22 protein-coding genes are annotated in these 20,131 nt (G+C 59.1%); 6 read left to right on the top strand and 16 right to left on the bottom strand.

Annotated elements, in window-relative coordinates; genetic code table 11:
• Positions 1-98 precede the first annotated feature (98 nt).
• On the bottom strand, positions 99-824 hold the full coding sequence (gene dsbC, locus CUR33_RS07630) for a bifunctional protein-disulfide isomerase/oxidoreductase DsbC (RefSeq protein ID WP_160085229.1): 726 nt from the start codon (positions 822-824) through the stop codon (positions 99-101).
• A 93-nt stretch (positions 825-917) separates the two neighbouring features.
• The gene (xerD, locus tag CUR33_RS07625) at positions 918-1,814 is read right to left on the bottom strand and encodes a site-specific tyrosine recombinase XerD (protein WP_282875240.1); all 897 of its coding nucleotides are present in this window, start codon (positions 1,812-1,814) and stop codon (positions 918-920) included.
• A gap of 223 nt (positions 1,815-2,037) precedes the next feature.
• Here xerD and CUR33_RS07620 point away from each other — a divergent pair, with 223 nt between their 5' ends.
• Entirely contained in the window at positions 2,038-2,715 is a 678-nt protein-coding gene (locus CUR33_RS07620) for a hypothetical protein (protein WP_160085231.1), read from the top strand.
• A 22-nt stretch (positions 2,716-2,737) separates the two neighbouring features.
• On the opposite strand, the gene CUR33_RS07615 is transcribed toward CUR33_RS07620, so the two are convergent.
• The 6 genes from CUR33_RS07615 to ffh form a co-directional block, all read right to left on the bottom strand.
• Positions 2,738-3,142, bottom strand: a complete 405-nt coding sequence (locus tag CUR33_RS07615; protein ID WP_289239199.1) for an acyl-CoA thioesterase — start codon at positions 3,140-3,142, stop codon at positions 2,738-2,740.
• Positions 3,143-3,314: 172 nt separating this feature from the next.
• Positions 3,315-3,665: a 50S ribosomal protein L19 gene (rplS, locus tag CUR33_RS07610; protein ID WP_090248568.1), complete on the bottom strand. Its 351-nt coding sequence runs from the start codon at positions 3,663-3,665 to the stop codon at positions 3,315-3,317.
• Between the two features lie 40 nt (positions 3,666-3,705).
• Positions 3,706-4,458, bottom strand: a complete 753-nt coding sequence (gene trmD, locus CUR33_RS07605; protein ID WP_090248569.1) for a tRNA (guanosine(37)-N1)-methyltransferase TrmD — start codon at positions 4,456-4,458, stop codon at positions 3,706-3,708.
• A gap of 5 nt (positions 4,459-4,463) precedes the next feature.
• On the bottom strand, positions 4,464-5,000 hold the full coding sequence (gene rimM, locus CUR33_RS07600; RefSeq protein WP_090248571.1) for a ribosome maturation factor RimM: 537 nt from the start codon (positions 4,998-5,000) through the stop codon (positions 4,464-4,466).
• 5 nt (positions 5,001-5,005) lie between these two features.
• The gene (gene rpsP / locus CUR33_RS07595) at positions 5,006-5,257 is read right to left on the bottom strand and encodes a 30S ribosomal protein S16 (protein WP_090239277.1); all 252 of its coding nucleotides are present in this window, start codon (positions 5,255-5,257) and stop codon (positions 5,006-5,008) included.
• Positions 5,258-5,511: 254 nt separating this feature from the next.
• The gene (gene ffh / locus CUR33_RS07590; protein WP_090248572.1) at positions 5,512-6,885 is read right to left on the bottom strand and encodes a signal recognition particle protein; all 1,374 of its coding nucleotides are present in this window, start codon (positions 6,883-6,885) and stop codon (positions 5,512-5,514) included.
• A gap of 156 nt (positions 6,886-7,041) precedes the next feature.
• Between ffh and CUR33_RS07585 the strand changes: the two genes are divergently transcribed.
• Both CUR33_RS07585 and CUR33_RS07580 read left to right on the top strand, forming a co-directional pair.
• Positions 7,042-7,842 (top strand): cytochrome C assembly family protein, encoded by an 801-nt coding sequence (locus CUR33_RS07585; RefSeq protein WP_289239198.1) that lies wholly within the window; start codon positions 7,042-7,044, stop codon positions 7,840-7,842.
• Between the two features lie 18 nt (positions 7,843-7,860).
• Complete coding sequence (locus CUR33_RS07580; RefSeq protein ID WP_289239197.1) at positions 7,861-9,150, top strand: HlyC/CorC family transporter; 1,290 nt, start codon at positions 7,861-7,863, stop codon at positions 9,148-9,150.
• Here the strand turns inward: CUR33_RS07580 and CUR33_RS07575 are convergent.
• From CUR33_RS07575 to CUR33_RS07555, 5 genes are read right to left on the bottom strand one after another with little or no spacing between them, the layout of a single operon-like run.
• Positions 9,116-9,856 carry an SGNH/GDSL hydrolase family protein gene (locus CUR33_RS07575; protein ID WP_289239196.1) on the bottom strand — a complete coding sequence of 247 codons (741 nt, stop codon included), beginning with the start codon at positions 9,854-9,856 and terminating at the stop codon, positions 9,116-9,118. The two genes, CUR33_RS07580 and CUR33_RS07575, sit on opposite strands and share 35 nt — an antisense overlap.
• Positions 9,853-11,034 (bottom strand): formate-dependent phosphoribosylglycinamide formyltransferase, encoded by a 1,182-nt coding sequence (purT, locus tag CUR33_RS07570; RefSeq protein WP_289239195.1) that lies wholly within the window; start codon positions 11,032-11,034, stop codon positions 9,853-9,855. The genes CUR33_RS07575 and purT overlap by 4 nt, the downstream gene beginning before the upstream one ends.
• Positions 11,035-11,061: 27 nt before the next feature.
• On the bottom strand, positions 11,062-11,253 hold the full coding sequence (locus CUR33_RS07565; RefSeq protein ID WP_289239194.1) for a DUF1289 domain-containing protein: 192 nt from the start codon (positions 11,251-11,253) through the stop codon (positions 11,062-11,064).
• Positions 11,253-11,777 (bottom strand): gamma carbonic anhydrase family protein, encoded by a 525-nt coding sequence (locus CUR33_RS07560; protein WP_170048262.1) that lies wholly within the window; start codon positions 11,775-11,777, stop codon positions 11,253-11,255. Before CUR33_RS07560 ends, CUR33_RS07565 begins: the two co-directional genes overlap by 1 nt.
• Positions 11,778-11,796: 19 nt before the next feature.
• Positions 11,797-12,402 (bottom strand): CoA pyrophosphatase, encoded by a 606-nt coding sequence (locus tag CUR33_RS07555; RefSeq protein ID WP_289239193.1) that lies wholly within the window; start codon positions 12,400-12,402, stop codon positions 11,797-11,799.
• 173 nt (positions 12,403-12,575) lie between these two features.
• On the opposite strand from CUR33_RS07555, the gene CUR33_RS07550 reads away from it, so the two are divergent.
• Together CUR33_RS07550 and CUR33_RS07545 are read left to right on the top strand one after the other, a co-directional pair.
• The gene (locus CUR33_RS07550) at positions 12,576-13,133 is read left to right on the top strand and encodes an NUDIX hydrolase (RefSeq protein WP_167142005.1); all 558 of its coding nucleotides are present in this window, start codon (positions 12,576-12,578) and stop codon (positions 13,131-13,133) included.
• Between the two features lie 15 nt (positions 13,134-13,148).
• Complete coding sequence (locus tag CUR33_RS07545) at positions 13,149-13,652, top strand: L,D-transpeptidase family protein (RefSeq protein ID WP_090248586.1); 504 nt, start codon at positions 13,149-13,151, stop codon at positions 13,650-13,652.
• A 45-nt stretch (positions 13,653-13,697) separates the two neighbouring features.
• Here the strand turns inward: CUR33_RS07545 and CUR33_RS07540 are convergent, their stop codons facing one another.
• From CUR33_RS07540 to purL, 3 genes are all read right to left on the bottom strand, one after another.
• Entirely contained in the window at positions 13,698-14,015 is a 318-nt protein-coding gene (locus tag CUR33_RS07540; RefSeq protein ID WP_289239192.1) for a Nif3-like dinuclear metal center hexameric protein, read from the bottom strand.
• A 158-nt stretch (positions 14,016-14,173) separates the two neighbouring features.
• A complete protein-coding gene (locus tag CUR33_RS07535; protein ID WP_090248590.1) occupies positions 14,174-14,443 on the bottom strand; it encodes a CDGSH iron-sulfur domain-containing protein in 270 nt (89 codons plus the stop codon).
• An 18-nt stretch (positions 14,444-14,461) separates the two neighbouring features.
• Positions 14,462-18,358 (bottom strand): phosphoribosylformylglycinamidine synthase, encoded by a 3,897-nt coding sequence (gene purL / locus CUR33_RS07530; protein ID WP_289239191.1) that lies wholly within the window; start codon positions 18,356-18,358, stop codon positions 14,462-14,464.
• Between the two features lie 164 nt (positions 18,359-18,522).
• On the opposite strand from purL, the gene mltF reads away from it, so the two are divergent.
• Positions 18,523-19,983 (top strand): membrane-bound lytic murein transglycosylase MltF, encoded by a 1,461-nt coding sequence (mltF, locus tag CUR33_RS07525; RefSeq protein WP_090248593.1) that lies wholly within the window; start codon positions 18,523-18,525, stop codon positions 19,981-19,983.
• The last annotated feature ends 148 nt before the right edge of the window (positions 19,984-20,131 follow it).

Raw genomic sequence — 20,131 nt, 5'->3', positions numbered from 1 at the left:
CTGCACTGCGTAAAACGGCCGGAGCAAGCCCCGGCCGTAGAAAAGAGCCGCACCATACGAAGCGGCTGTTTATTAGTCAATCAGGCGCATGCCTCAGATCATTTGGATTCGAGGGCAATTTTCGCCAGCTGCGGAGCTGGTTGATAGCCCGGAATGATCTTGCCATTGGCCAGAACGATGGCGGGTGTACCGCTGACCCCGATCATTTGCCCAAGGGCATACTGCTTGGCAACAGGGCTGTCGCACTGAGCATCCGCTACGCCCTGACGGCTTTTCGCACGGTTCATGGCGTCTTGCTGATCCTTGGCGCACCAGACATTCGACAGCTCTTTGGCCGCAGCACTCTCCAGACCCTGACGCGGGAAGGCCAGGTAACGCACTTCAACGCCCAAACGATTGAGCTCAGGCACTTCACTGTGCAACTTTTGGCAATAGCCGCAATCGGTGTCGGTAAATACGGTGATATGGGTTTTCGGTTGTTTAGGCGCAAACACCACCATTTCCGAAGCAGGTATGGCATCCAGCAGCTTGACCACGCCCTTACTCTCAGCGGCTTCGGTCAAGTTGACCGGCTTGCCGTCCTTGACCTGAAACAGGTAACCCTGCAACAGGAACTGGCCGTCGGCGCTGGTGTACAGCTGCCGGCCACCGGCCAGTTCGACCTGATAAACGCCGGGCATCGGACTTTCGGCAATTGCCTCAATCGGCAGAGCCGGATCGATAGCTTTCAGGCTGTTGCGAATGGCCTGATCGGCATCGGCGGCAACGCCCACGCTGCTGGCCAGACCCAAGGCCAATGCAACAACAATGCGGTTAAAACGCATACAAACTCCCGGCAGAAGACGACCTAACAATGGATGGGCGCAGCCTACCATAGAAGCCCACAGAGGCCGACCATCGCAGGCCGGACGGCGTTCTCAGCCTCGCGGATGGTGCTGCGCATGCAACTCCTGCAGCCGCGCGCGGGCAACATGGGTGTAGATCTGCGTGGTCGACAGATCGCTGTGCCCCAGCAACATCTGCACCACGCGCAAATCGGCGCCGTGATTGAGCAGGTGCGTGGCAAACGCATGACGCAGCGTATGCGGGGACAGGCTTTTACTGATCCCTGCCACTTTGGCCTGATGTTTGATGCGGTACCAGAAGGTCTGGCGGGTCATCTGCTCGCCGCGCAGACTGGGAAACAGCACATCGCTGGGTTTGCCATCCAGCAGAAACGGTCGCGCCTCTTTGCTGTAACGCTCGATCCAGGCAATCGCCTCCTCACCCAGCGGCACCAGGCGCTCCTTACTGCCCTTACCAAACACCCGCAACACGCCCTGACGCAGATTGACCTGTTCCAACGTCAAGCCAATCAACTCGCTCACGCGCAAGCCGCAGGCATACAGCACCTCAAGCATCGCGCGGTCGCGCAAACCAATCGGATCATCCAACTCAGGAGCGGCTAATAAAGCCTCGACATCGGCCTCGGACAGTGACTTCGGCAGGGGTCGCCCCAGTTGCGGCAACTCCACCTGCAGGGTCGGATCACGGCTGATTAGCTGCTCACGCAGGAGAAACCGGTAAAAACCACGTAAACCCGAGAGCAAGCGCGCGGTAGAGCGCGCCTTGTAGCCCTCATTCAGACGCCAGGCCAGGTGATCGAGAATCAGCTCACGCCCCGCGTCAGCCAGCTGCACATCACGCGCCTGCAACCAGCCATTGAACAGCGCCAAATCGCTGCGATAGGCGGCGCGCGTGTGCGCTGACAGCCCTTTTTCCAACCACAGGGCTTCTACAAAACGGTCAATCAATGGGTGATCAAGAGCAGGCATCAAAAAACCTCAAACGATATCTCCCTAGTGTCCACGAGCGCAGCGCCATGGGCCAGCGTTAAGCACACGCACACAAGACCGCACCGGAAGGTCGATAGACAACCGACCAGCGGTGGCGAGACCAATGGAAAAAGCCGTCGTCACCCTATCTTTGGGAGGGTGACAGATGCCCATTTGCAGACCATGATTGCATCACGCCACTACAGCACAATGGTGCCAACGCATGTCCAGCCAACAGAACTCACGCCTTGGTCAGGTTCTGATCAACAAAGGACTGATCAACCGCGGCCAGCTGGATGCGGCCATTCAACTGCAACTCACCAACCATAAACGCCTGGGTGAGACGCTGATCGAGCAAGGCTGGCTAACTGAACGCCAGCTGAAAAAGGCCCTCAGCAAACAGAACAACCTGCGCCTGGCCGCCACTCTGGTCGCCGCCCTGCTCAGCCCCTTCCAGATTGCCAGTGCCGATGCACCACGCAACCTGCCCAGCGCCATCAGCCAGGAAGAAACCCCGCGCGGCCTGCGCCCGCTGAGCGATATGGAAATGAGTAATGTCAGCGCGCAGGGCCTGGACGATGTACTGCAAGGTTTGTTTCTACAGGCCGGCAGCGGCGACGGCCTGGGTACCGTTGGTCAATTAAGCAAACTGGTAATGCCCGTACTGAGCAGCCTTGAGGCGGAAACCTCGATGAAGGATGTGCAGTACGACACCAGCAAACTGACCTCTGCGATCAATGCCGATGGCTCAGTCAATGTGCGCCTGCCGAGTTCGATTGGTGAGCTGCGCTTCGACAACATCCGCGTTGCTGGCGCCTCACCAGGACAGAGCTTCGGCAGCCTGAGCTTGCACGATATCGACCTGTCGCAGGCCTCACTGCGAATCAGCCTGCACCAATAGAACCGACAGCCGACACCAGCCTTCAGACTGGCAACACAGGCACCGGCTTCTTCTGCTCGTCAATCGCGACAAAGCTAAAAACGCCGCTGATTGCCCGCTCGCGGGCATCGCTGCACATGCTTTCGACAAACACCTCGACCTCGACTTTAAGGCTGGTATTGCCGACCTTGATCACTCGCCCAATCAGCTCGACGATCGAGCCGGCGGGAATCGCGTGCTTGAAGTCGATGCGATCAGACGACACCGTCACTAAGGGCAAGCGACAAAAGCGCGTGGCGGCGATAAACGACACTTCATCCATCCAGGCCAGCGCCGTACCGCCAAACAGCGTGTTGTGATGGTTGGTGGTCGGCGGGAATACCGCCTTGGTCACACGGGTTTCCGATAGCTCGATGCGCCGCAGGATTTCTTGCTCTCTCGGGGTCATACCACTACTGCCTGAATCAATCGGATGTGGCTGCCACTGTGCTGCGGGAGGTTCTTATGATTATTTTCACGCTGCCAAATGGGCAGAGCTAAGGCGGGTAAAACTTACCAGTCACCGGCCCAGAAACGAAAAAAGCAGCCCGAAGGCTGCTTTTTTACAAGGAAGCTGAGACTTAGCCCAGTTTTTCCTTGATGCGTGCTGCTTTACCCGACAGGTCACGCAGGTAGTAAAGCTTGGCTTTACGCACGTCACCGCGACGCTTAACAGCCAGGCTATCAACCAGCGGGCTGTAAGTCTGGAAAGTACGCTCTACACCAACACCGTTGGAGATCTTACGAACAGTGAACGCACTGTTCAGACCACGGTTACGCTTGGCAATAACAACGCCTTCAAACGCCTGCAGACGCTGACGGTCACCTTCTTTCACTTTAACCTGGACAACAATGGTGTCGCCTGGTGCAAAAGTTGGGATCTCTTTGCCCATCTGCTCAGCTTCAAGTTGCTGAATAATCTTGTTGGTCATGCTGCGCTCCTAAGACAGGCCTCGGCCGGTCATCGATACATTAACTATCGTCCCGCTGGCGGACGTATTCCTCCAGCAGCTTTTTCTCTTCTCCAGAAAGCGAGCGGCTTTCCAGAAGATCGGCACGTCGTTCGTAGGTCCGACCAAGGGACTGCTGCAAACGCCAGCGCCGGATGTGTTCGTGGTTGCCACTAAGCAACACGTCAGGAACACGTTTATCCGCATACACCTCCGGGCGGGTGTAGTGCGGGCAGTCGAGTAAGCCATCCGTAAAGGAGTCTTCTTCGGCCGAATTTGCATGACCCAATGCACCAGGCAAAAGGCGCGTTACCGCATCGATCAGCACCATGGCCGGCAGCTCACCGCCAGACAGGACGTAGTCCCCAATCGACCATTCTTCATCAACATGCGCCTCAATAAAGCGCTCATCAATGCCTTCGTAGCGGCCAGCAATCAGGATCAATGCATCCTCATTAGCCAGTTCGCGTACTGCTGACTGCGTCAGCTGGCGACCTTGCGGCGACAGGTAAATCACCTTGGCCGCACCACCTGCAGCGCGCTTCGCCTCAAGCAAAGCATCTTCAAGCGGCTTGATCTTCATCACCATGCCTGGGCCACCACCAAAAGGCCGATCATCCACGGTGTGGTGACGGTCTGTGGTGTAGCTACGCGGATTCCAGCAGGTCAATTGCAACAAACCCTGCTTCACCGCTCGGCTGGTAATGCCGTATTCACTGATTGCGGCAAACATTTCCGGGAACAGCGTAATGACTTCAACGCGCAGATTTGGCATCAGGCTTAGAAGTCCGCATCCCAGTCGACCCGCATTTCGCCAGCACTTAGGTCAATCGACAGCACGCATTGCTCAATGTAGGGCAACAGGCGCTCACGACCATCCAGGCTGTCGGTGCAGGGTTTGACCACCATCACATCATTGGCACCCGTCTCAAACAGATGATCGATCTTGCCGAGCAATTGCCCTGCTTGATCAATAACCTTAAGACCTTCCAGCTGGTACCAGTAGTAATCACCGTCGGCCAAATCAGGGAACAGGCTGCGCGGAACACAGATCTCATAACCCGCGAGAAGACGTGCTTCATCACGGTCATCAAGACCCTTAAGCTTCGCGACCAGGAATTTATCACTCCCGCGCCCACTGACCAGCTCTACCTGTTTGACACTGCCATCGCGCCTAAGCGTCCAGGTCTTGTACTCCAACAGGTTTGCAACAGGATCAGTAAAGGAATACACCTTCACTTCACCGCGAACGCCATGTACGGAGTAGATCTTGCCGATAACGATCAAGTCATCGGTAGAAGCAGGCGTCGCGTTCATATTGCTTAGGCCGCAGCCTTAGCAGCATCCTTCAACAGCTGAGCAACACGATCAGACGGCTGTGCGCCGACGCTCAGCCAATGAGCCAGGCGATCTTGTTTAACGGAAAGACGAACTTCCTGACCGCGAGCGATCGGGTTGAAGAAACCGATTTCTTCTTTGTGCGAACCGTCGCGTGGGTTACGGCTGTCGGTCACGTTGATTTTGTAGAACGGGCGCTTTTTGGAGCCGCCAAGGGCAAGACGAATCGTTAGCATGTGAACATAGTTCCTGTAGTCGGTGCTGCAAATCTAAATGCACAGCGGGCATAGGTGCCCGAAAGGCCGCATATTCTAAGGAATATCCGGATTTTTGCAAATGGCTTTTTCAGGCGCATTAGGCCGTACAAGCAAGATTTGCCAGAGGGCCGCTATCCAAACCGGCCAAACAGCTCCCGCGAAAGGCGGGTTTACTGTAAACACCCGCCAACTCAGCGGGGGTTTGCGCCGACATCGCTGCCGCCGCGGATTCCTTACATTTTTGGCAGACCGCCCGGCATCATACCGCCCATACCACGCATCATCTTGGCCATACCGCCCTTGGCAGTGAATTTCTTCATCATCTTCTGCATCTGCTTGTGCTGTTTGATCAGACGACCAATGTCCTGCACCTGGGTGCCAGAACCCATGGCGATGCGGCGCTTGCGAGAACCGCTGATGATTTCCGGATCGCGGCGCTCCTGAGGGGTCATCGAGTTGATGATCGCCTCCATCTGCTTGAACTGCTTCTCGGCAGCGCCCTGGGCATTGCCCATCTGGGCCAAATTGACGCCGCCCATCTGCGGAAGCTTGTCCATCAGGCCGCCGAGACCGCCCATATTTTTCATTTGCTGCAGCTGATCGCGGAAGTCTTCGAGATCGAAGCCCTTGCCCTTCTTCAGCTTCTTGGTGAGCTTCTCGGCCTTCTCGCGATCCAGGGTCTGCTCGGCCTGCTCGATCAGGCTGAGTACGTCGCCCATACCGAGAATGCGCGAAGCAATCCGATCCGGATGGAAGGGCTCCAGCGCCTCGGTCTTCTCACCCATACCGATAAACTTGATCGGCTTGCCGGTAATCGCCCGCACCGACAACGCCGCACCGCCGCGCGCATCACCGTCGACCTTGGTCAGCACCACACCGGTCAGCGGCAGCGCATCATTAAAGGCTTTGGCGGTGTTGGCGGCGTCCTGACCGGTCATGGCATCAACCACGAACAGTGTCTCGACCGGCTTGATCGCCGCATGCAGCGCCTGGATCTCCGCCATCATTTCGGCATCGATGGCCAAACGACCGGCGGTATCGACGATCACTACATCAATAAACTTGAGCTTGGCCTCCTTGATCGCCGCTTCAGCGATATCCACCGGTTTCTGGCTGAGATCGGAGGGGAAGAAGGTCACACCAATATCAGTGGCCAGGGTTTCCAGCTGCTTGATCGCCGCCGGACGGTAAACGTCGGCAGACACCACCATCACGGTCTTTTTCTTGCGCTCTTTAAGGAAGCGCGCCAGCTTACCAACGGTGGTGGTCTTACCCGCACCCTGCAGACCTGCCATCAGCACCACGGCTGGCGGTACGGCATTCAACGCCAAGTCTTCGTTGGCCGCGCCCATCAGCTCTTCCAGCTCGGCACGGACAATCTTCACGAACGCCTGGCCTGGGGTCAGACTCTTCGAGACTTCGGTGCCGACCGCGCGATCTTTGACCTTATTAACGAAGTCCTTGACTACCGGCAAGGCAACGTCAGCCTCGAGCAACGCCATGCGCACTTCACGCAAGGTGTCCTTGATGTTGTCTTCGCTCAGCTTGGCTTTGCCAGTGACATTTCGCAGGGTCTGCGAAAGGCGGTCAGTCAGATTTTCGAACATGCGCGTTCCTTTCAGGCTCAGTAGAGCCGAGGGTGGGCTTGCAACAGGTCGCGGATTATAGCGAAGACTGCGAGGCACCGACACCGCCAGACGCTTTCGTGGCATACGGGTTGTATGCCACACTGGCCGCCTTTCGGGTTTGCCTGACAAGGATTTATGCACCCTCTGCTACCCAGCCTCGCCGCTGCCTGCCTCTATGCCGGAGCCGCACTCTATCAAGGCCTGCGCCTGCAACAGCGCAGCACATCCAACAAGCGCCTGCTGATTGCACTCGGCACGCTGGCGCTACTACTGCACGGCAGCAGCCTGTTTCTGCAAATGTTCGATGCCAGTGGTCTGTCGCTGGACTTCTTCAAGGCCGCCAGCCTGATTGCCGCCGCCGTTATTCTGCTGACGCTGCTGGCCTGCATGCGAATCCCGGTGGAAAACCTGCTATTGCTGCTATTCCCCCTGGGCTTTGTCACGGTGCTGCTCGCGCAATTTATGCCCAGCGGCACCACCCAGGCCATTGATGAAGCACCCGGCATCCTGGCGCACATCCTGCTGTCGATCACCGCTTACGGCATGCTGACTATTGCTGTATTCCAGTCGCTGCTGCTGCTATTGCAGGACCATCAGCTCAAGCACAAGCACCCGTCCGGGCTGATCAAGAACTTCCCGCCCCTACAGACCATGGAAAGCCTGCTGTTCGGCTTTCTCTGGGCCGGCTGGGGATTGCTGTCACTTTCTCTGCTGTCTGGCGCGCTGTTTATCAGCGACCTGTTTGCACAGCACCTTGCGCATAAAACTATCCTGTCGTGCTTTGCCTGGGTGGTGTTTGCCGTGCTGTTGTGGGGCCGCCATCAACTCGGCTGGCGCGGCCACAAAGCCATTCGCTGGACCCTGGCGGGCTTCTGCCTGCTGATGCTGGCTTACTTCGGCAGCAAACTGGTTCGCGAATTCATCCTGCACATCTAGCCCCAAGGGCCCTCACAAGTGGACGATCTACATCCCAGTTTCCTCATCGGTTTACTGGTTTTTCTGTTGGCTTGCTCAGCGTTCTTCTCCAGCTCAGAAACCGGCATCCTCAGCCTTAATCGCTATCGCTTGCGCCACCTGGCCAAGGAAGGCCACCGTGGCGCGAAACGGGTCAGCACTCTGCTCAGCCGCCCAGACCGCCTGCTTGGCACCATTCTGATCGGTAACAACTTCGTCAACATTCTCGCGTCTTCCATCGCCACCGTGCTGGCCCTGCAACTCTGGGGCGAGGCCGGGATAGCCATTGCCACTATCGGGCTGACGCTGGTGCTGCTGATTTTCGGTGAAATCACCCCAAAAACCCTGGCCGCACTACGCCCGGAGGCGGTGGCTTATCCGTTCAGCCTGCCTCTATTAGTACTACTCAAGCTGTTCTATCCATTGGTTATCCTGCTCGGCTGGATCAGTAACGGCCTGCTGCGGATGCTCGGAATCGACCCCGCCAGCAAGACCAACGACAGCCTGACCACCGAGGAACTGCGCAGCGTGGTACGCGAGTCAGGCGCCGGCATGCCGAAAAATCGCCAGAACATGCTGCTCGGCATCCTCGATCTTGAACGGGTGACGGTGGATGACATCATGATTCCGCGCAACGAAGTCACCGGCATCAACCTCGATGACGACCTCGAAAGCATCATCAGCCTGCTGACCAACACCACTCACACGCGCCTGCCGGTATTTCGTACCGATATCAATCAGATCGAAGGCATCGTGCATATGCGCCAGATTGCCCGGCTGCTGACGCACAACGAGCTGAGTAAAGAGGCGCTACTGGCGGCCTGCAACGAGCCCTACTTCGTACCCGAAGGCACGCCGCTGTCGACCCAACTGATCAATTTTCAGAAGCAGAAACGCCGAATCGGCATCGTTGTTGATGAATATGGCGATGTGATCGGCATCGTTACCCTGGAAGACATCCTCGAAGAAATCGTCGGCGACTTCAGCAAAAAAGACACCCTGTGCAGCCCGGATATTCATCCTCAGGACGATGGCACCCAAGTAATCGATGGCGCCGCCTATATCCGAGAAATCAATAAAGCGCTGGACTGGCACTTACCTTGCGACGGCCCGAAAACCCTCAACGGCCTGGTTACCGAGGCGCTGGAAAGTATCCCCGACAGCGCCGTTTGCCTGAAGATTGGCCCTTATCGCCTGGAGATTCTGCAGTCGTCAGATAACCGGGTAAAAAGCGTGCGCGCCTGGCAAACCAAACCTAAGACGCACGCCGAGCCGCCGGCGCAAGACTGACGGCCAGCCCCTGCGCCCACACGCGATAGCCCAGACCTGACGGGTGATAACCATCACGCGCCAGGTACTCGGCGGAAAACTCCAGCTCTACCGCGTGATGCCCTGCCCCCAGGCTTGCCGCTAAATGGCGCAGGCGCGCATCCAGCAGGCCTGCGCGCATCCCGAGCAAACGCCGCAGCAGCCAGGGCAAGGCGCTGAAATGCTGCAGCGGCGGCACACTGCTAAACGCCACCCGCGCCCCGCGCGCGGCCAACGCTTCAGCCATACCGCCGAGTGCGGCGTCCCAACGGGATAATGAGGTCAGGTGGGTGGTGTCATTGACGCCGAAGACCAGCAGCGCCAGATCAAAGGGCTGATCAAGCACCTGCGGCAGTAACCGCTCACGGGCTTGCGCGGCGGTAATGCCGTTCTCGCCACACGCCCGCCAGGCAACCGGACGGCCGCATCGCGCAGCCAACGCCGTAGCCAACTGCCCGACCAACGCGGCGCCCAGCTCATCCACACCGACGCCAACTACGGTCGACTCACCCAGCACTAGCAGGCGCAGCGGCTCGCCCGGCAGATCCGCGCCAGCCACGCCACTCAATGGCCCTGCAGCTGGCGGTAAACGCAGCGCACTAAGACGCGTGCGCACTGCTAGCGGCAAGGCAATCGGCGCCAGCAGTGCCAAGCCTAGCCACCAGGCATAGGCGCGCAGTGCATTCACAGCTCGACCTTAACCGCCTGCGCCGCACGCGTGGCCTTGGCCCGCGCCGCTTGCAATGATTCATCCCGCGCCAGCGCCACGCCCATACGACGCTGGCCGCTGACCTCCGGCTTGCCGAACAGACGCAAAGCGGTATCCGGCTCAGCCAGAGCCGACGCAAGATTGCCGAAGCTGACCTGCTGCGACTCGCCCTCGACCAATATCACCGCAGAAGCCGACGGCCCGAACTGACGAATTGCCGGAATCGGCAGCCCGAGAATCGCCCGCGCATGCAGGGCAAACTCGGACAGATCCTGAGAAATCAGAGTTACCAAGCCGGTGTCGTGTGGGCGCGGCGAGATTTCGCAGAACCACACCTGATCACCTTTGACGAACAGTTCTACGCCAAACAGCCCACGCCCACCCAGCGAACCGGTAACCGCCAGCGCAATACGCTCGGCTTCGGCCTGAGCCTTGGCGCTCATCGGCTGCGGCTGCCAGGACTCCTGATAATCACCCTTAACCTGGCGGTGACCCACAGGCGCACAGAAGGTAGTACCGCCGCTGTGGCGCACGGTAAGCAAGGCGATTTCATAATCAAAATCGATAAAGCCCTCGACGATCACCCGTCCCTTGCCGGCGCGGCCACCGGCCTGGGCGTAATCCCAGGCAGATTGCAGGTCATCCAGACTTTTCAGCACCGACTGACCCTTGCCGGAAGAGCTCATGATCGGTTTGATCAGGCAGGGAAAACCAATCGCCTCAACAGCCGCGCGACATTCCTCAAAGGAGTCGGCAAACCGATAAGGTGAGGTCGGCAGACCCAGCTCTTCGGCAGCCAGACGGCGGATGCCTTCACGGTTCATGGTCAGCTGCGCAGCGCGGGCACTGGGGATGACGGTAAAACCTTCATTCTCCAGCTCGACCAGGGTCGCGGTGGCAATGGCCTCGATTTCCGGAACGATATAGTGCGGCTGCTCCAGCTCGATCACCGCGCGCAGGGCTGCGCCATCGAGCATATTGATCACATGGCTGCGATGCGCCACCTGCATGGCCGGCGCGTTCGCGTAACGGTCAACGGCAATCACCTCGACACCAAGGCGTTGCAGTTCGATCACCACTTCCTTGCCCAGCTCGCCAGAGCCACACAACAGCACACGGGTCGCGCTCGGCGACAAAGGGGTTCCGATACGGGGCATGGTGAATCCTCAAACTAATCAAGAAAGTTACAGCAGAATGCCTTTAGCCTTGGCCCGCTCATGACACTGAACCAACACATCACGGCGCTCAGCGTTATCCATCAGACTCCAGCGGGTGATTTCGGCGACCGTGCGCTGGCAACCGATACAGATATCTTCATCATCCAGCGCGCAGACATGCACGCAGGGCGAGGCAACGGGACGTTCCTGCGGCTGCATCAATCGTCCTGCTCCTGCAGATCACGGGCATAGCGCTGAGCGTTGTGCACGTAATGGGCGGCGCTGGCTTCGAGCATCTTCTTCTGCGGTTCGGTCAGTTCACGCACCACCTTGCCGGGCGAGCCCATAACCAGCGAGCCATCGGGAATTTCCTTGCCTTCACCGATCAGGCTATTGGCGCCGATGATGCAGTACTTACCGATTTTCGCGCCATTGAGGATCACCGCATTGATGCCGATCAGGCTGTAATCGCCCACCGTGCAACCGTGCAGCATGGCGTTGTGGCCAATGGTCACACCGGTGCCGATATTCAGTGGAAAGCCCATGTCGGTGTGCATCACGGTACCGTCCTGCACATTGCTGTTCTCGCCGATATGAATCAGCTCATTGTCGCCGCGCAGCACGGCGTTGAACCACACGCTGGCACCCGGCTCCAGTTTGACCTTGCCGACCAGGGTGGCATTCGGTGCAACCCAGCTGTCGGCATGGGCCTCGACGTGGGACGAACCCAGGCGGTATTTCATGGATGCTTCCTCAATAAGCTCAGGTGAGCTTGATAAAGTGATCGGGCGGCTGATGCATATCGATATGCACATCGTCGAACACCAGGTTGACCAACTCGACCAGCATGATCGCCGTCAGCCCCCAGATTTTATATTCGCCATACCGGTAACTCGGCACATACCAGCTGCGCCCAAGGTAATCGATACGGTGGGTGGTTTCCCGCGGATCCTCGCGGAAGAACGCCAGCGGCACGGCAAATACGGCGGCAATCTCACCGTCGTTAGGCTTGTATTCGACAAAGTCCGGCACCAGGCCGACATAAGGGGTGACCTTAATACCGTGGCGCGACACCAGGGTACTGAGCGGCCCTACCACCTCGACCAAACCCGGCGGCAAGCCAATTTCCTCTTCAGCCTCGCGCAAGGCGGTCTCGACCAGATCGGCATCTTCCGGATCACGCCGACCACCGGGAAACGCCACTTCACCACCATGGGTAGACAAACCGCTGGCGCGCAAGGTCAGTACCACTTCCGGCTCATCGCTGCGGGTGATGGGCACCAGCACTGCGGCCTCAGGGTAGCGCTTGTCTGTCTGCAGAATGTGCGGGCTATAGCCACGCATGCGATGGAGCAACTCGTCCAGCATGAGGATTCTCGGTCTTTTATTCTGCGTTCGATCATGGCACGAAAGCAGCGCACGGCCCAAGCCCTGCGCCAGCAGCGGCAATCATTCAGGCGCTGGATAATTTGCCCTGCCAGGCCGCTTGCCGAGCAGCTGATATGCGCGCCAAGATAGCCAACACGCAGCGAGGATCTGGCATGAAGTTCTGTAGCAACTGTGGCGGCGCGATCAGCCACATCATCCCGCAGGGGGACAACCGCCTACGCCACGTCTGCACGCAGTGCCAGACCGTGCATTACCAGAACCCGCGCATCATCGCTGGCTGCTTGCCGGTGTGGGGCGAACAGGTGCTGCTGTGCCGCCGCGCCATCGAGCCACGGCACGGTTACTGGACCCTGCCGGCCGGTTTTATGGAGAACGGCGAAACCCTGGAACAGGCCGCCGCCCGCGAAACCCATGAAGAAGCCTGCGCGAGGGTACGCAGCCTGAGCCTCTATACCCTGTTCGATCTGCCGCACATCAATCAGGTGTATATGCTGTTTCGCGCCGAGCTGGTCGACCTGGACTTTGCCCCCGGTGAAGAAAGCCTGGAGGTTCAGCTATTTCACGAACAGGATATCCCCTGGTCAGAGCTGGCTTTCCCGACCATCGGGCGTACCTTAGAATGCTACTTCGCGGACCGCCGCGAGCAGCACTACCCGGTCCGCAACGAGCCGCTCGAAGCCTTGCGCGCACATTACAAGAAAGCCTTTTGATTCACGGGAAATACGATGCGCTGGTTGTTCGCCCTACTCTGCCTGACCGTTACCCTGGCTGCTCCCGCCAGCACCACACCGACCCTAAATGGCAAAACCATCGACAAGGTGTTGGTGATCAAATCTGAACGCAAATTGCACCTGATCAGCCGTGGCGACACCCTCAAATCCTATCGCATCTCTCTGGGCAAAAAGCCTAAAGGGGCCAAACAGCGCGAAGGCGACCTGCGCACCCCGGAAGGTTTCTATTGGATCGACTGGCGCAAGACCAGCGACAAGTACAACCTGTCCATGCACATCTCCTACCCCAACGCCCGCGACCAGGCGCAAGCCCGCGCCAAGGGTGTACCGGCCGGCGGCATGATCATGATTCACGGCACGCCGCTGGATGAGGAATACCCGGAGTGGATGTTCCACACCCTGGACTGGACCGAAGGCTGCATCGCCATGCGCAACATTGATATGCGCGAGGTCTGGGCAGTGGTCAAGGACGGCACCCTGATCGAAATCAGACCCTGATCAATAGACATAAGAAAGGCGCCTTCATGGCGCCTTTCTTATGAATTAGAACTGGATATCTGACAGCCGCCACACCTCAAAAGCCGGCGTCTCATAGGGATGCTGCTTCTTCATGGCCTTAACGGCATCATGGATCAGCTCATCGGCCACGACCATCTCGACTTTCCACTCTGCTACCTGCTCGACCTGCCCAGGCTGACCGAGAAATGGCTGACTGCCTTCCAGAGCACGGAACTGGCCCTGCCCCAGGGTCTGCCAACAACACTGATCATAATGACCAATACGTCCGCCGCCGACGCTGAACACCGCGCTTTTCACGGCATCCAGATGAGTTTCAGGCACATAAAAACACAGCTTGTACATCGAAGTCTCCGCCGGCAAGACTGATAAAAACAGTTCGATAATGATGCCACACAATAATGGCATTTTGCCTTATCGGGTATTCGCGTAGCCCATCACACTTGCACCCTATGACCGGATAATGTGCAGTGTGTTCAACGTATTAGCTTAATAAGCCCAGACTACAAACCACGCCAGAATCGCCGCCAGCGGGCCTTGAAGCCGCTTACCGGCTGGTTATGGCTACCATCACAGTAAGGTAGACGTTGCGAGCGAGCGCAACGACAAAGCAGCAGAAACTGCTCACGTTCAGGCTGCAGTTCAAGCGCATCAGGGCAGGCAGAAACACAATCGGGAAGCTGGGACGAACGCCCGCAGCGGCACAGCAATAAAGTATCGCCAGGTTTGACCTGGCGCACCTCAGGCAGAATCGGCGCAGGCTTACTCGACATAAGCCCGCGCCAACCGGATCAATCCACCCACACGCGGGCGTTGCGGAACATGCGCATCCAACCGGCATCTTCCTGCCAGTCATCCGGTTTCCAGGAGTTCTGCACAGCGCGGAACACCCGCTCCGGGTGCGGCATCATGATAGTCACGCGGCCGTCGCGACTGGTCAGACCGGTGATCCCGCGCGGCGAACCATTCGGGTTGGCCGGGTAGGTTTCGGTGACCTTGCCGTGGTTGTCGATAAAGCGCATGGCCACGCAGCCGGACAGATCGGCTTCGAGCAGAGCTTCCTCGTTTTCGAACTCGGCATGCCCTTCACCGTGCGCGATGGCGATTGGCATGCGCGAACCGGCCATGCCACGCAGGAAGATCGACGCCGACTCCTGCACCTGGACCATGGCTACGCGCGCCTCGAACTGCTCGGAGCGGTTACGCACGAAGTGCGGCCAGAACTCAGTGCCAGGGATCAGCTCGTGCAGGTTGCTCATCATCTGGCAGCCGTTACACACGCCAAGACTGAAGCTGTCCTTGCGCTCGAAGAACGCCTGGAAGCCATCACGGGCGCGGCTGTTGAACAGGATCGACTTGGCCCAGCCTTCGCCGGCACCCAATACGTCGCCGTAGGAGAAGCCGCCGCAGGCGACCAGACCTTTGAATTCGTCCAGGCTGACGCGACCACTGAGTATGTCGCTCATGTGTACGTCGATCGCGTTGAAACCGGCGCGATCAAAGGCCGCAGCCATTTCCACCTGGCCGTTGACGCCCTGCTCACGCAGCACGGCGATCTGCGGACGTACACCCTTACGGATATACGGCGCGCTGATGTCCTGATTGACGTCGAAGCTAAGCTTGGCCGACAACCCTGGGTTTTCCTCATCGAGGATGGTGTCGAACTCCTGATCGGCACACTGCACGTTGTCGCGCAGACGCTGAATCTGGTAGCTGGTTTGCGCCCACTGGCGCTGCAACAGGCGGCGCTGGCCGCCGAATACCGGCTGACCGTTGAAGCTGATGGCCACGTCATCGCTGTTGACCGGCTGACCGATCACCGCCACGCAGTCGCCAAGACCGGCAGCGCTGAATTGCGCCAGTACTTCCGGAGTGGCGTCCTGATGCACCTGGATCACCGCGCCCAATTCTTCGTTGAACAGCACGGCGGCCAGCTCAGCGCTGTTATCGGCCAAGGCGTCGAGGAACAGGTTCAAGCCGCAGTGGCCAGCGAAAGCCATTTCCAGCGCAGTCACCATCAGGCCGCCGTCGGAACGGTCGTGGTAAGCGAGGATATGACCGTCAGCATTCAGACCCTGGATCACCGCGAAGAAGGCCTTGAGATCTTCGGCGTCATCCACATCCGGTGCCTGGGTACCGAGCTTGCCGTACACCTGGGTAAGAATGGAGGCACCCATGCGGTTCTGGCCGCGGCCCAGATCGATCAGGATCAGGTCGGTTTCGCCCTTGTCCATGCGCAGTTGCGGGGTCAGGGTCTTGCGAATATCGCTGACCGGAGCAAAGCCAGTCACCACTAGCGACAGCGGCGAGGTCACGCTCTTATCCGTACCCTCGTCGCGCCATTGGGTTTTCATCGACATCGAGTCCTTGCCCACCGGAATGGTGATACCCAGTTCCGGGCACAGCTGCATGCCGACCGCTTTCACGGTGTCATACAGACGCGCATCTTCGCCCGGGTGGCCGGCAGCGGCCATCCAGTTGGCGGACAGTTTGATGTCGGAGAGCTTTTCGATGCGCGATGCGGCTAGGTTGGTCAGGGTCTCGCCAATCGCCATACGCCCGGACGCCGCAGCATCCAGCAGAGCCAGCGGGGTGCGCTCGCCCATGGCCATGGCTTCACCGGTGTAGACGTCGAAGCTGGTGGCGGTGACCGCGCAATCAGCCACCGGCACCTGCCACGGGCCAACCATCTGGTCGCGGGCAACCAGGCCGGTAATGGTGCGGTCGCCGATGGTGATCAGGAAGCTCTTGCTGGCCACTGCCGGGTGATGCAGTACGCGAGTAACAGCTTCGTCGATGGCCAGGGTGCTGGCATCGAAATCATCGCCCAGCTCAGCTTCGCGGGCGGCCGAACGGTGCATGCGCGGCGGCTTGCCGAGCAGCACTTCCAGCGGCATGTCCACCGGGGTATTGGCGAAATGGCTGTCAGTCACGGTCAGGTGAGCTTCTTCAGTGGCCTCACCAACCACGGCAAACGGGCAACGCTCGCGTTCACAGATCGCCTTGAACCGCTCGAAGTCGACGGCGCTGACGGCCAGTACGTAACGTTCCTGGGACTCGTTGCTCCAGATCTCGTGCGGCGCCATGCCCGGTTCGTCATTGGGCACGTTGCGCAGTTCGAAGCGGCCGCCACGGCCACCGTCGTTGACCAATTCAGGGAAGGCGTTGGAGATACCACCCGCGCCAACGTCATGGATAAAGGCAATGGGGTTGTTGTCACCCAGCTGCCAGCAACGGTCGATAACCTCCTGGCAACGGCGCTCCATTTCCGGGTTCTCGCGCTGTACCGAGGCGAAATCCAGGTCAGCCGAGCTGGCACCGGTGGCGACCGACGAAGCGGCGCCGCCGCCCAGGCCGATCAGCATGGCTGGGCCGCCGAGCACGATCAGCTTGGCGCCCACAGTGATCTCGCCCTTCTGCACGTGATCTGCACGGATGTTGCCCATGCCGCCGGCGAGCATGATCGGCTTGTGATAACCCCGCACTTCTTCACCGCGCGGGGTCTGGATCGCCTGCTCGAAGGTACGGAAGTAGCCGGTCAGGGCCGGACGACCGAACTCGTTATTGAACGCCGCGCCACCCAGCGGGCCTTCAATCATGATGTCCAACGCGGTAACGATGCGCTCAGGCTTGCCATAAGGCACTTCCCAAGGCTGCTCGAAACCGGGGATGTTCAGGTTGGAGACGGTGAAACCGGTCAGGCCAGCCTTCGGCTTGGCACCACGGCCGGTTGCACCTTCGTCGCGAATCTCACCACCGGAACCGGTGGACGCACCGGAGAACGGCGAGATCGCCGTCGGGTGGTTGTGGGTTTCCACCTTCATCAGGATATGCACGGGCTCCTGGGTCGCACCGTACTGGCGGGTCTCAGGGTCCGGGAAGAAGCGCCCGGCAACGCTACCAACGATCACCGAGGCGTTGTCCTTATAAGCGGACAGCACGCCTTCGTTATGCATCTGGTAGGTGTTCTTGATCATGCCGAACAGGGATTTCTCTTGGCTCTCACCATCGATATCCCAGCTGGCATTAAAGATCTTGTGGCGGCAGTGCTCGGAGTTGGCCTGGGCGAACATCATTAGCTCGATGTCGTGGGGGTTGCGCCCCAGACCGTTGAAGCTGGTCACCAGGTAATCGATTTCGTCTTCGGCCAGGGCCAAGCCCAGCTCAACGTTGGCCTTCTCCAGCGCGGCGCGACCGCCACCGAGGATGTCCACGGCAGTCAGCGGCTTGGGCTGGGCGTGGCTGAACAGCGCAGCAGCGCCTTCCAGGTTATCCAGCACCAGTTGTGTCATGCGGTCATGCAGCACGTCGGCAACCTGCTGCGCCTCGGCGGCATTCAGCTCACCGCTGACGTAGTACGCCAGGCCGCGCTCAATGCGCTGAATCTTCGCCAGGCCGCAGTTGCGAGCGATGTCGCTGGCCTTGCTCGACCACGGCGAGATGGTGCCAAAGCGCGGGATGGTCAGGAACAGGCGGCCGCTTGGCTCCTGCACCGGCACACTCGGGCCGTACTTCAGCAAACGGGCCAATACCTGCTCTTCGTCGGCGTTAAGCACGCCGGTGACTTCAGCGAAATGCGCGAACTCGGCATACAGGCCGGTGACCGCAGGAACCTTGCTGGTCAGTTGCTCAAGCAGTTTGCCGTGACGGAAAGCAGAAAGGGCGGGAGCGCCGCGCAGGATCAACATCGGGGACAGCCTCTGGGAAGGGGTGTACTTTGAGGCCGTGCATTCTAGCCTAAAGCGCCGCCAACGGCACCCGTGAAGGCGGGCCAAACGTAGCAACTGCGCTAGCAGAGAAGCAACCCGCTGTCGAGATATGGCGCGCCCCATGCTTTGCGTATACTGCGCCAATGTTTGCCCAATCTGCGTTCCGTGTGCGCTGCGCCTGCTGGCTGTCGGTGATCGGAATCCTCCTGGTGCTCGGCGGCTGTGCTGAAGAACCCAGCACACTCGAGCGCGTTCAGGCGGAGGGTGTACTGCGGGTGATCACCCGCAACAGCCCGGCCACTTATTTCCAGGACCGTAACGGCGAGACCGGCTTCGAATACGAGCTGGTGAAGCGCTTTGCCGATGATCTGGGTCTTGAGCTGAAAATCGAAACCGCAGACAACCTCGACGAGCTGTTCGCCAGCCTGAACAAACCCAACGGACCGGTACTGGCTGCCGCCGGCCTGGTAGAAAGCGACGGACGGCAGCAACACGCACGCTTCTCCCTGCCCTACCTCGAAGTCACCCCCCAGGTGATCTACCGCAACAGCCAGCAACGCCCGACCCGCCCGGATGATCTGCTCGGCAAACGCATTCTGGTACTTAAAGGCAGCAGCCATGCTGAGCAGTTGGCCGCGCTCAAGCTGCAATTGCCAGAACTGACCTACGAAGAATCCGCTGCCGTTGAAGTGGTCGACCTGCTGCGCATGGTCGATGAAGGACAGATCGACCTGACACTGGTCGACTCCAACGAGCTGGCGATGAATCAAGTGTACTTCTCCAACGTGCGCGTGGCCTTTGACCTGGGCGATGCACAAAACCTGGCCTGGGCCACTGCCCCCGGTGAAGACCGCAGCCTGCTTGATGAGATGAATGCCTTTATCGAGCGAGCGCACCAGAACGGCAGCCTGCAACGCCTGAAGGATCGCTACTACGGCCATGTCGATGTACTCGGTTATGTCGGCGCCTACACCTTCGCCAAGCACCTGCAACAACGCCTGCCGCGCTACGAGAAACACTTTCGCGAAGCCGCCCAAGCCAACCAGGTTGACTGGCGCTTACTCGCCGCCATGGGTTATCAGGAATCACTCTGGCAACCCACCGCCACCTCGAAAACCGGCGTACGCGGGCTGATGATGCTGACCCTGCGCACCGCCCAGGCCATGGGCGTGTCGGACCGTTTGAACCCCAAGCAAAGCATCGAAGGCGGCGCCAAATACATTGTCTATGTAAAGAACCAACTGCCGGAAAGCATTCAAGAGCCGGACCGCACCTGGTTCGCTTTGGCGTCCTACAACATCGGCGGCGGCCACCTGGAAGATGCGCGCAAGCTCACCGAGGCCGAAGGTCTGGACCCGAATAAGTGGCTGGATGTACAGAAGATCCTGCCGCGCCTCTCGCAGAAGCAGTGGTACAGCAAAACCCGTTATGGCTATGCCCGTGGCGGCGAGCCGGTGCACTTTGTGCGCAACATCCGCCGCTACTACGACATCCTCACCTGGGTAACCCAGCCGCAGCTGGAAGGCTCGCAAATCGCCGAAAGCAATCAGCATGTGCCGGGCATCGACAAACGTCAGCCCAATGAGCAGACCCCGCCGCTTTAACAGAACCTATTTCAAAGGCGCGCGAGCTAGAGTCCTGCAAGGCGCTACGTAGTAACAGCCTCGGCTGGTCAAAACGGCGAGGAAGCGGAGTTTACTGATGTAAATGAGCATTCCGAGCCTGGTTTTAACGCCGCAGGGCCGACGCGCA

The organism is Pseudomonas sp. FEMGT703P, from assembly GCF_002786345.1.
GTDB classification, from domain to species: Bacteria; Pseudomonadota; Gammaproteobacteria; order Pseudomonadales; family Pseudomonadaceae; genus Aquipseudomonas; species Aquipseudomonas peli.
The sequence above is the reverse complement of the archived record's forward strand: the minus strand, read 5'-3'. Positions and strand labels throughout refer to the sequence as shown.

What these genes read in the sequence shown, in the direction of transcription:
- dsbC (WP_160085229.1), bottom strand. Translation starts at nt 824, where the DNA reads ATGCGTTTTAACCGCATTGTTGTTGCATTGGCCTTGGGTCTGGCCAGC.
- xerD (WP_282875240.1), bottom strand. Translation starts at nt 1,814, where the DNA reads ATGCCTGCTCTTGATCACCCATTGATTGACCGTTTTGTAGAAGCCCTG.
- CUR33_RS07620 (WP_160085231.1), top strand. Translation starts at nt 2,038, where the DNA reads ATGTCCAGCCAACAGAACTCACGCCTTGGTCAGGTTCTGATCAACAAA.
- CUR33_RS07615 (WP_289239199.1), bottom strand. Translation starts at nt 3,142, where the DNA reads ATGACCCCGAGAGAGCAAGAAATCCTGCGGCGCATCGAGCTATCGGAA.
- rplS (WP_090248568.1), bottom strand. Translation starts at nt 3,665, where the DNA reads ATGACCAACAAGATTATTCAGCAACTTGAAGCTGAGCAGATGGGCAAA.
- trmD (WP_090248569.1), bottom strand. Translation starts at nt 4,458, where the DNA reads ATGCCAAATCTGCGCGTTGAAGTCATTACGCTGTTCCCGGAAATGTTT.
- rimM (WP_090248571.1), bottom strand. Translation starts at nt 5,000, where the DNA reads ATGAACGCGACGCCTGCTTCTACCGATGACTTGATCGTTATCGGCAAG.
- rpsP (WP_090239277.1), bottom strand. Translation starts at nt 5,257, where the DNA reads ATGCTAACGATTCGTCTTGCCCTTGGCGGCTCCAAAAAGCGCCCGTTC.
- ffh (WP_090248572.1), bottom strand. Translation starts at nt 6,885, where the DNA reads ATGTTCGAAAATCTGACTGACCGCCTTTCGCAGACCCTGCGAAATGTC.
- CUR33_RS07585 (WP_289239198.1), top strand. Translation starts at nt 7,042, where the DNA reads ATGCACCCTCTGCTACCCAGCCTCGCCGCTGCCTGCCTCTATGCCGGA.
- purT (WP_289239195.1), bottom strand. Translation starts at nt 11,034, where the DNA reads ATGCCCCGTATCGGAACCCCTTTGTCGCCGAGCGCGACCCGTGTGCTG.
- CUR33_RS07565 (WP_289239194.1), bottom strand. Translation starts at nt 11,253, where the DNA reads ATGCAGCCGCAGGAACGTCCCGTTGCCTCGCCCTGCGTGCATGTCTGC.
- CUR33_RS07560 (WP_170048262.1), bottom strand. Translation starts at nt 11,777, where the DNA reads ATGAAATACCGCCTGGGTTCGTCCCACGTCGAGGCCCATGCCGACAGC.
- CUR33_RS07555 (WP_289239193.1), bottom strand. Translation starts at nt 12,402, where the DNA reads ATGCTGGACGAGTTGCTCCATCGCATGCGTGGCTATAGCCCGCACATT.
- CUR33_RS07550 (WP_167142005.1), top strand. Translation starts at nt 12,576, where the DNA reads ATGAAGTTCTGTAGCAACTGTGGCGGCGCGATCAGCCACATCATCCCG.
- CUR33_RS07545 (WP_090248586.1), top strand. Translation starts at nt 13,149, where the DNA reads ATGCGCTGGTTGTTCGCCCTACTCTGCCTGACCGTTACCCTGGCTGCT.
- CUR33_RS07540 (WP_289239192.1), bottom strand. Translation starts at nt 14,015, where the DNA reads ATGTACAAGCTGTGTTTTTATGTGCCTGAAACTCATCTGGATGCCGTG.
- CUR33_RS07535 (WP_090248590.1), bottom strand. Translation starts at nt 14,443, where the DNA reads ATGTCGAGTAAGCCTGCGCCGATTCTGCCTGAGGTGCGCCAGGTCAAA.
- purL (WP_289239191.1), bottom strand. Translation starts at nt 18,358, where the DNA reads ATGTTGATCCTGCGCGGCGCTCCCGCCCTTTCTGCTTTCCGTCACGGC.
- mltF (WP_090248593.1), top strand. Translation starts at nt 18,523, where the DNA reads ATGTTTGCCCAATCTGCGTTCCGTGTGCGCTGCGCCTGCTGGCTGTCG.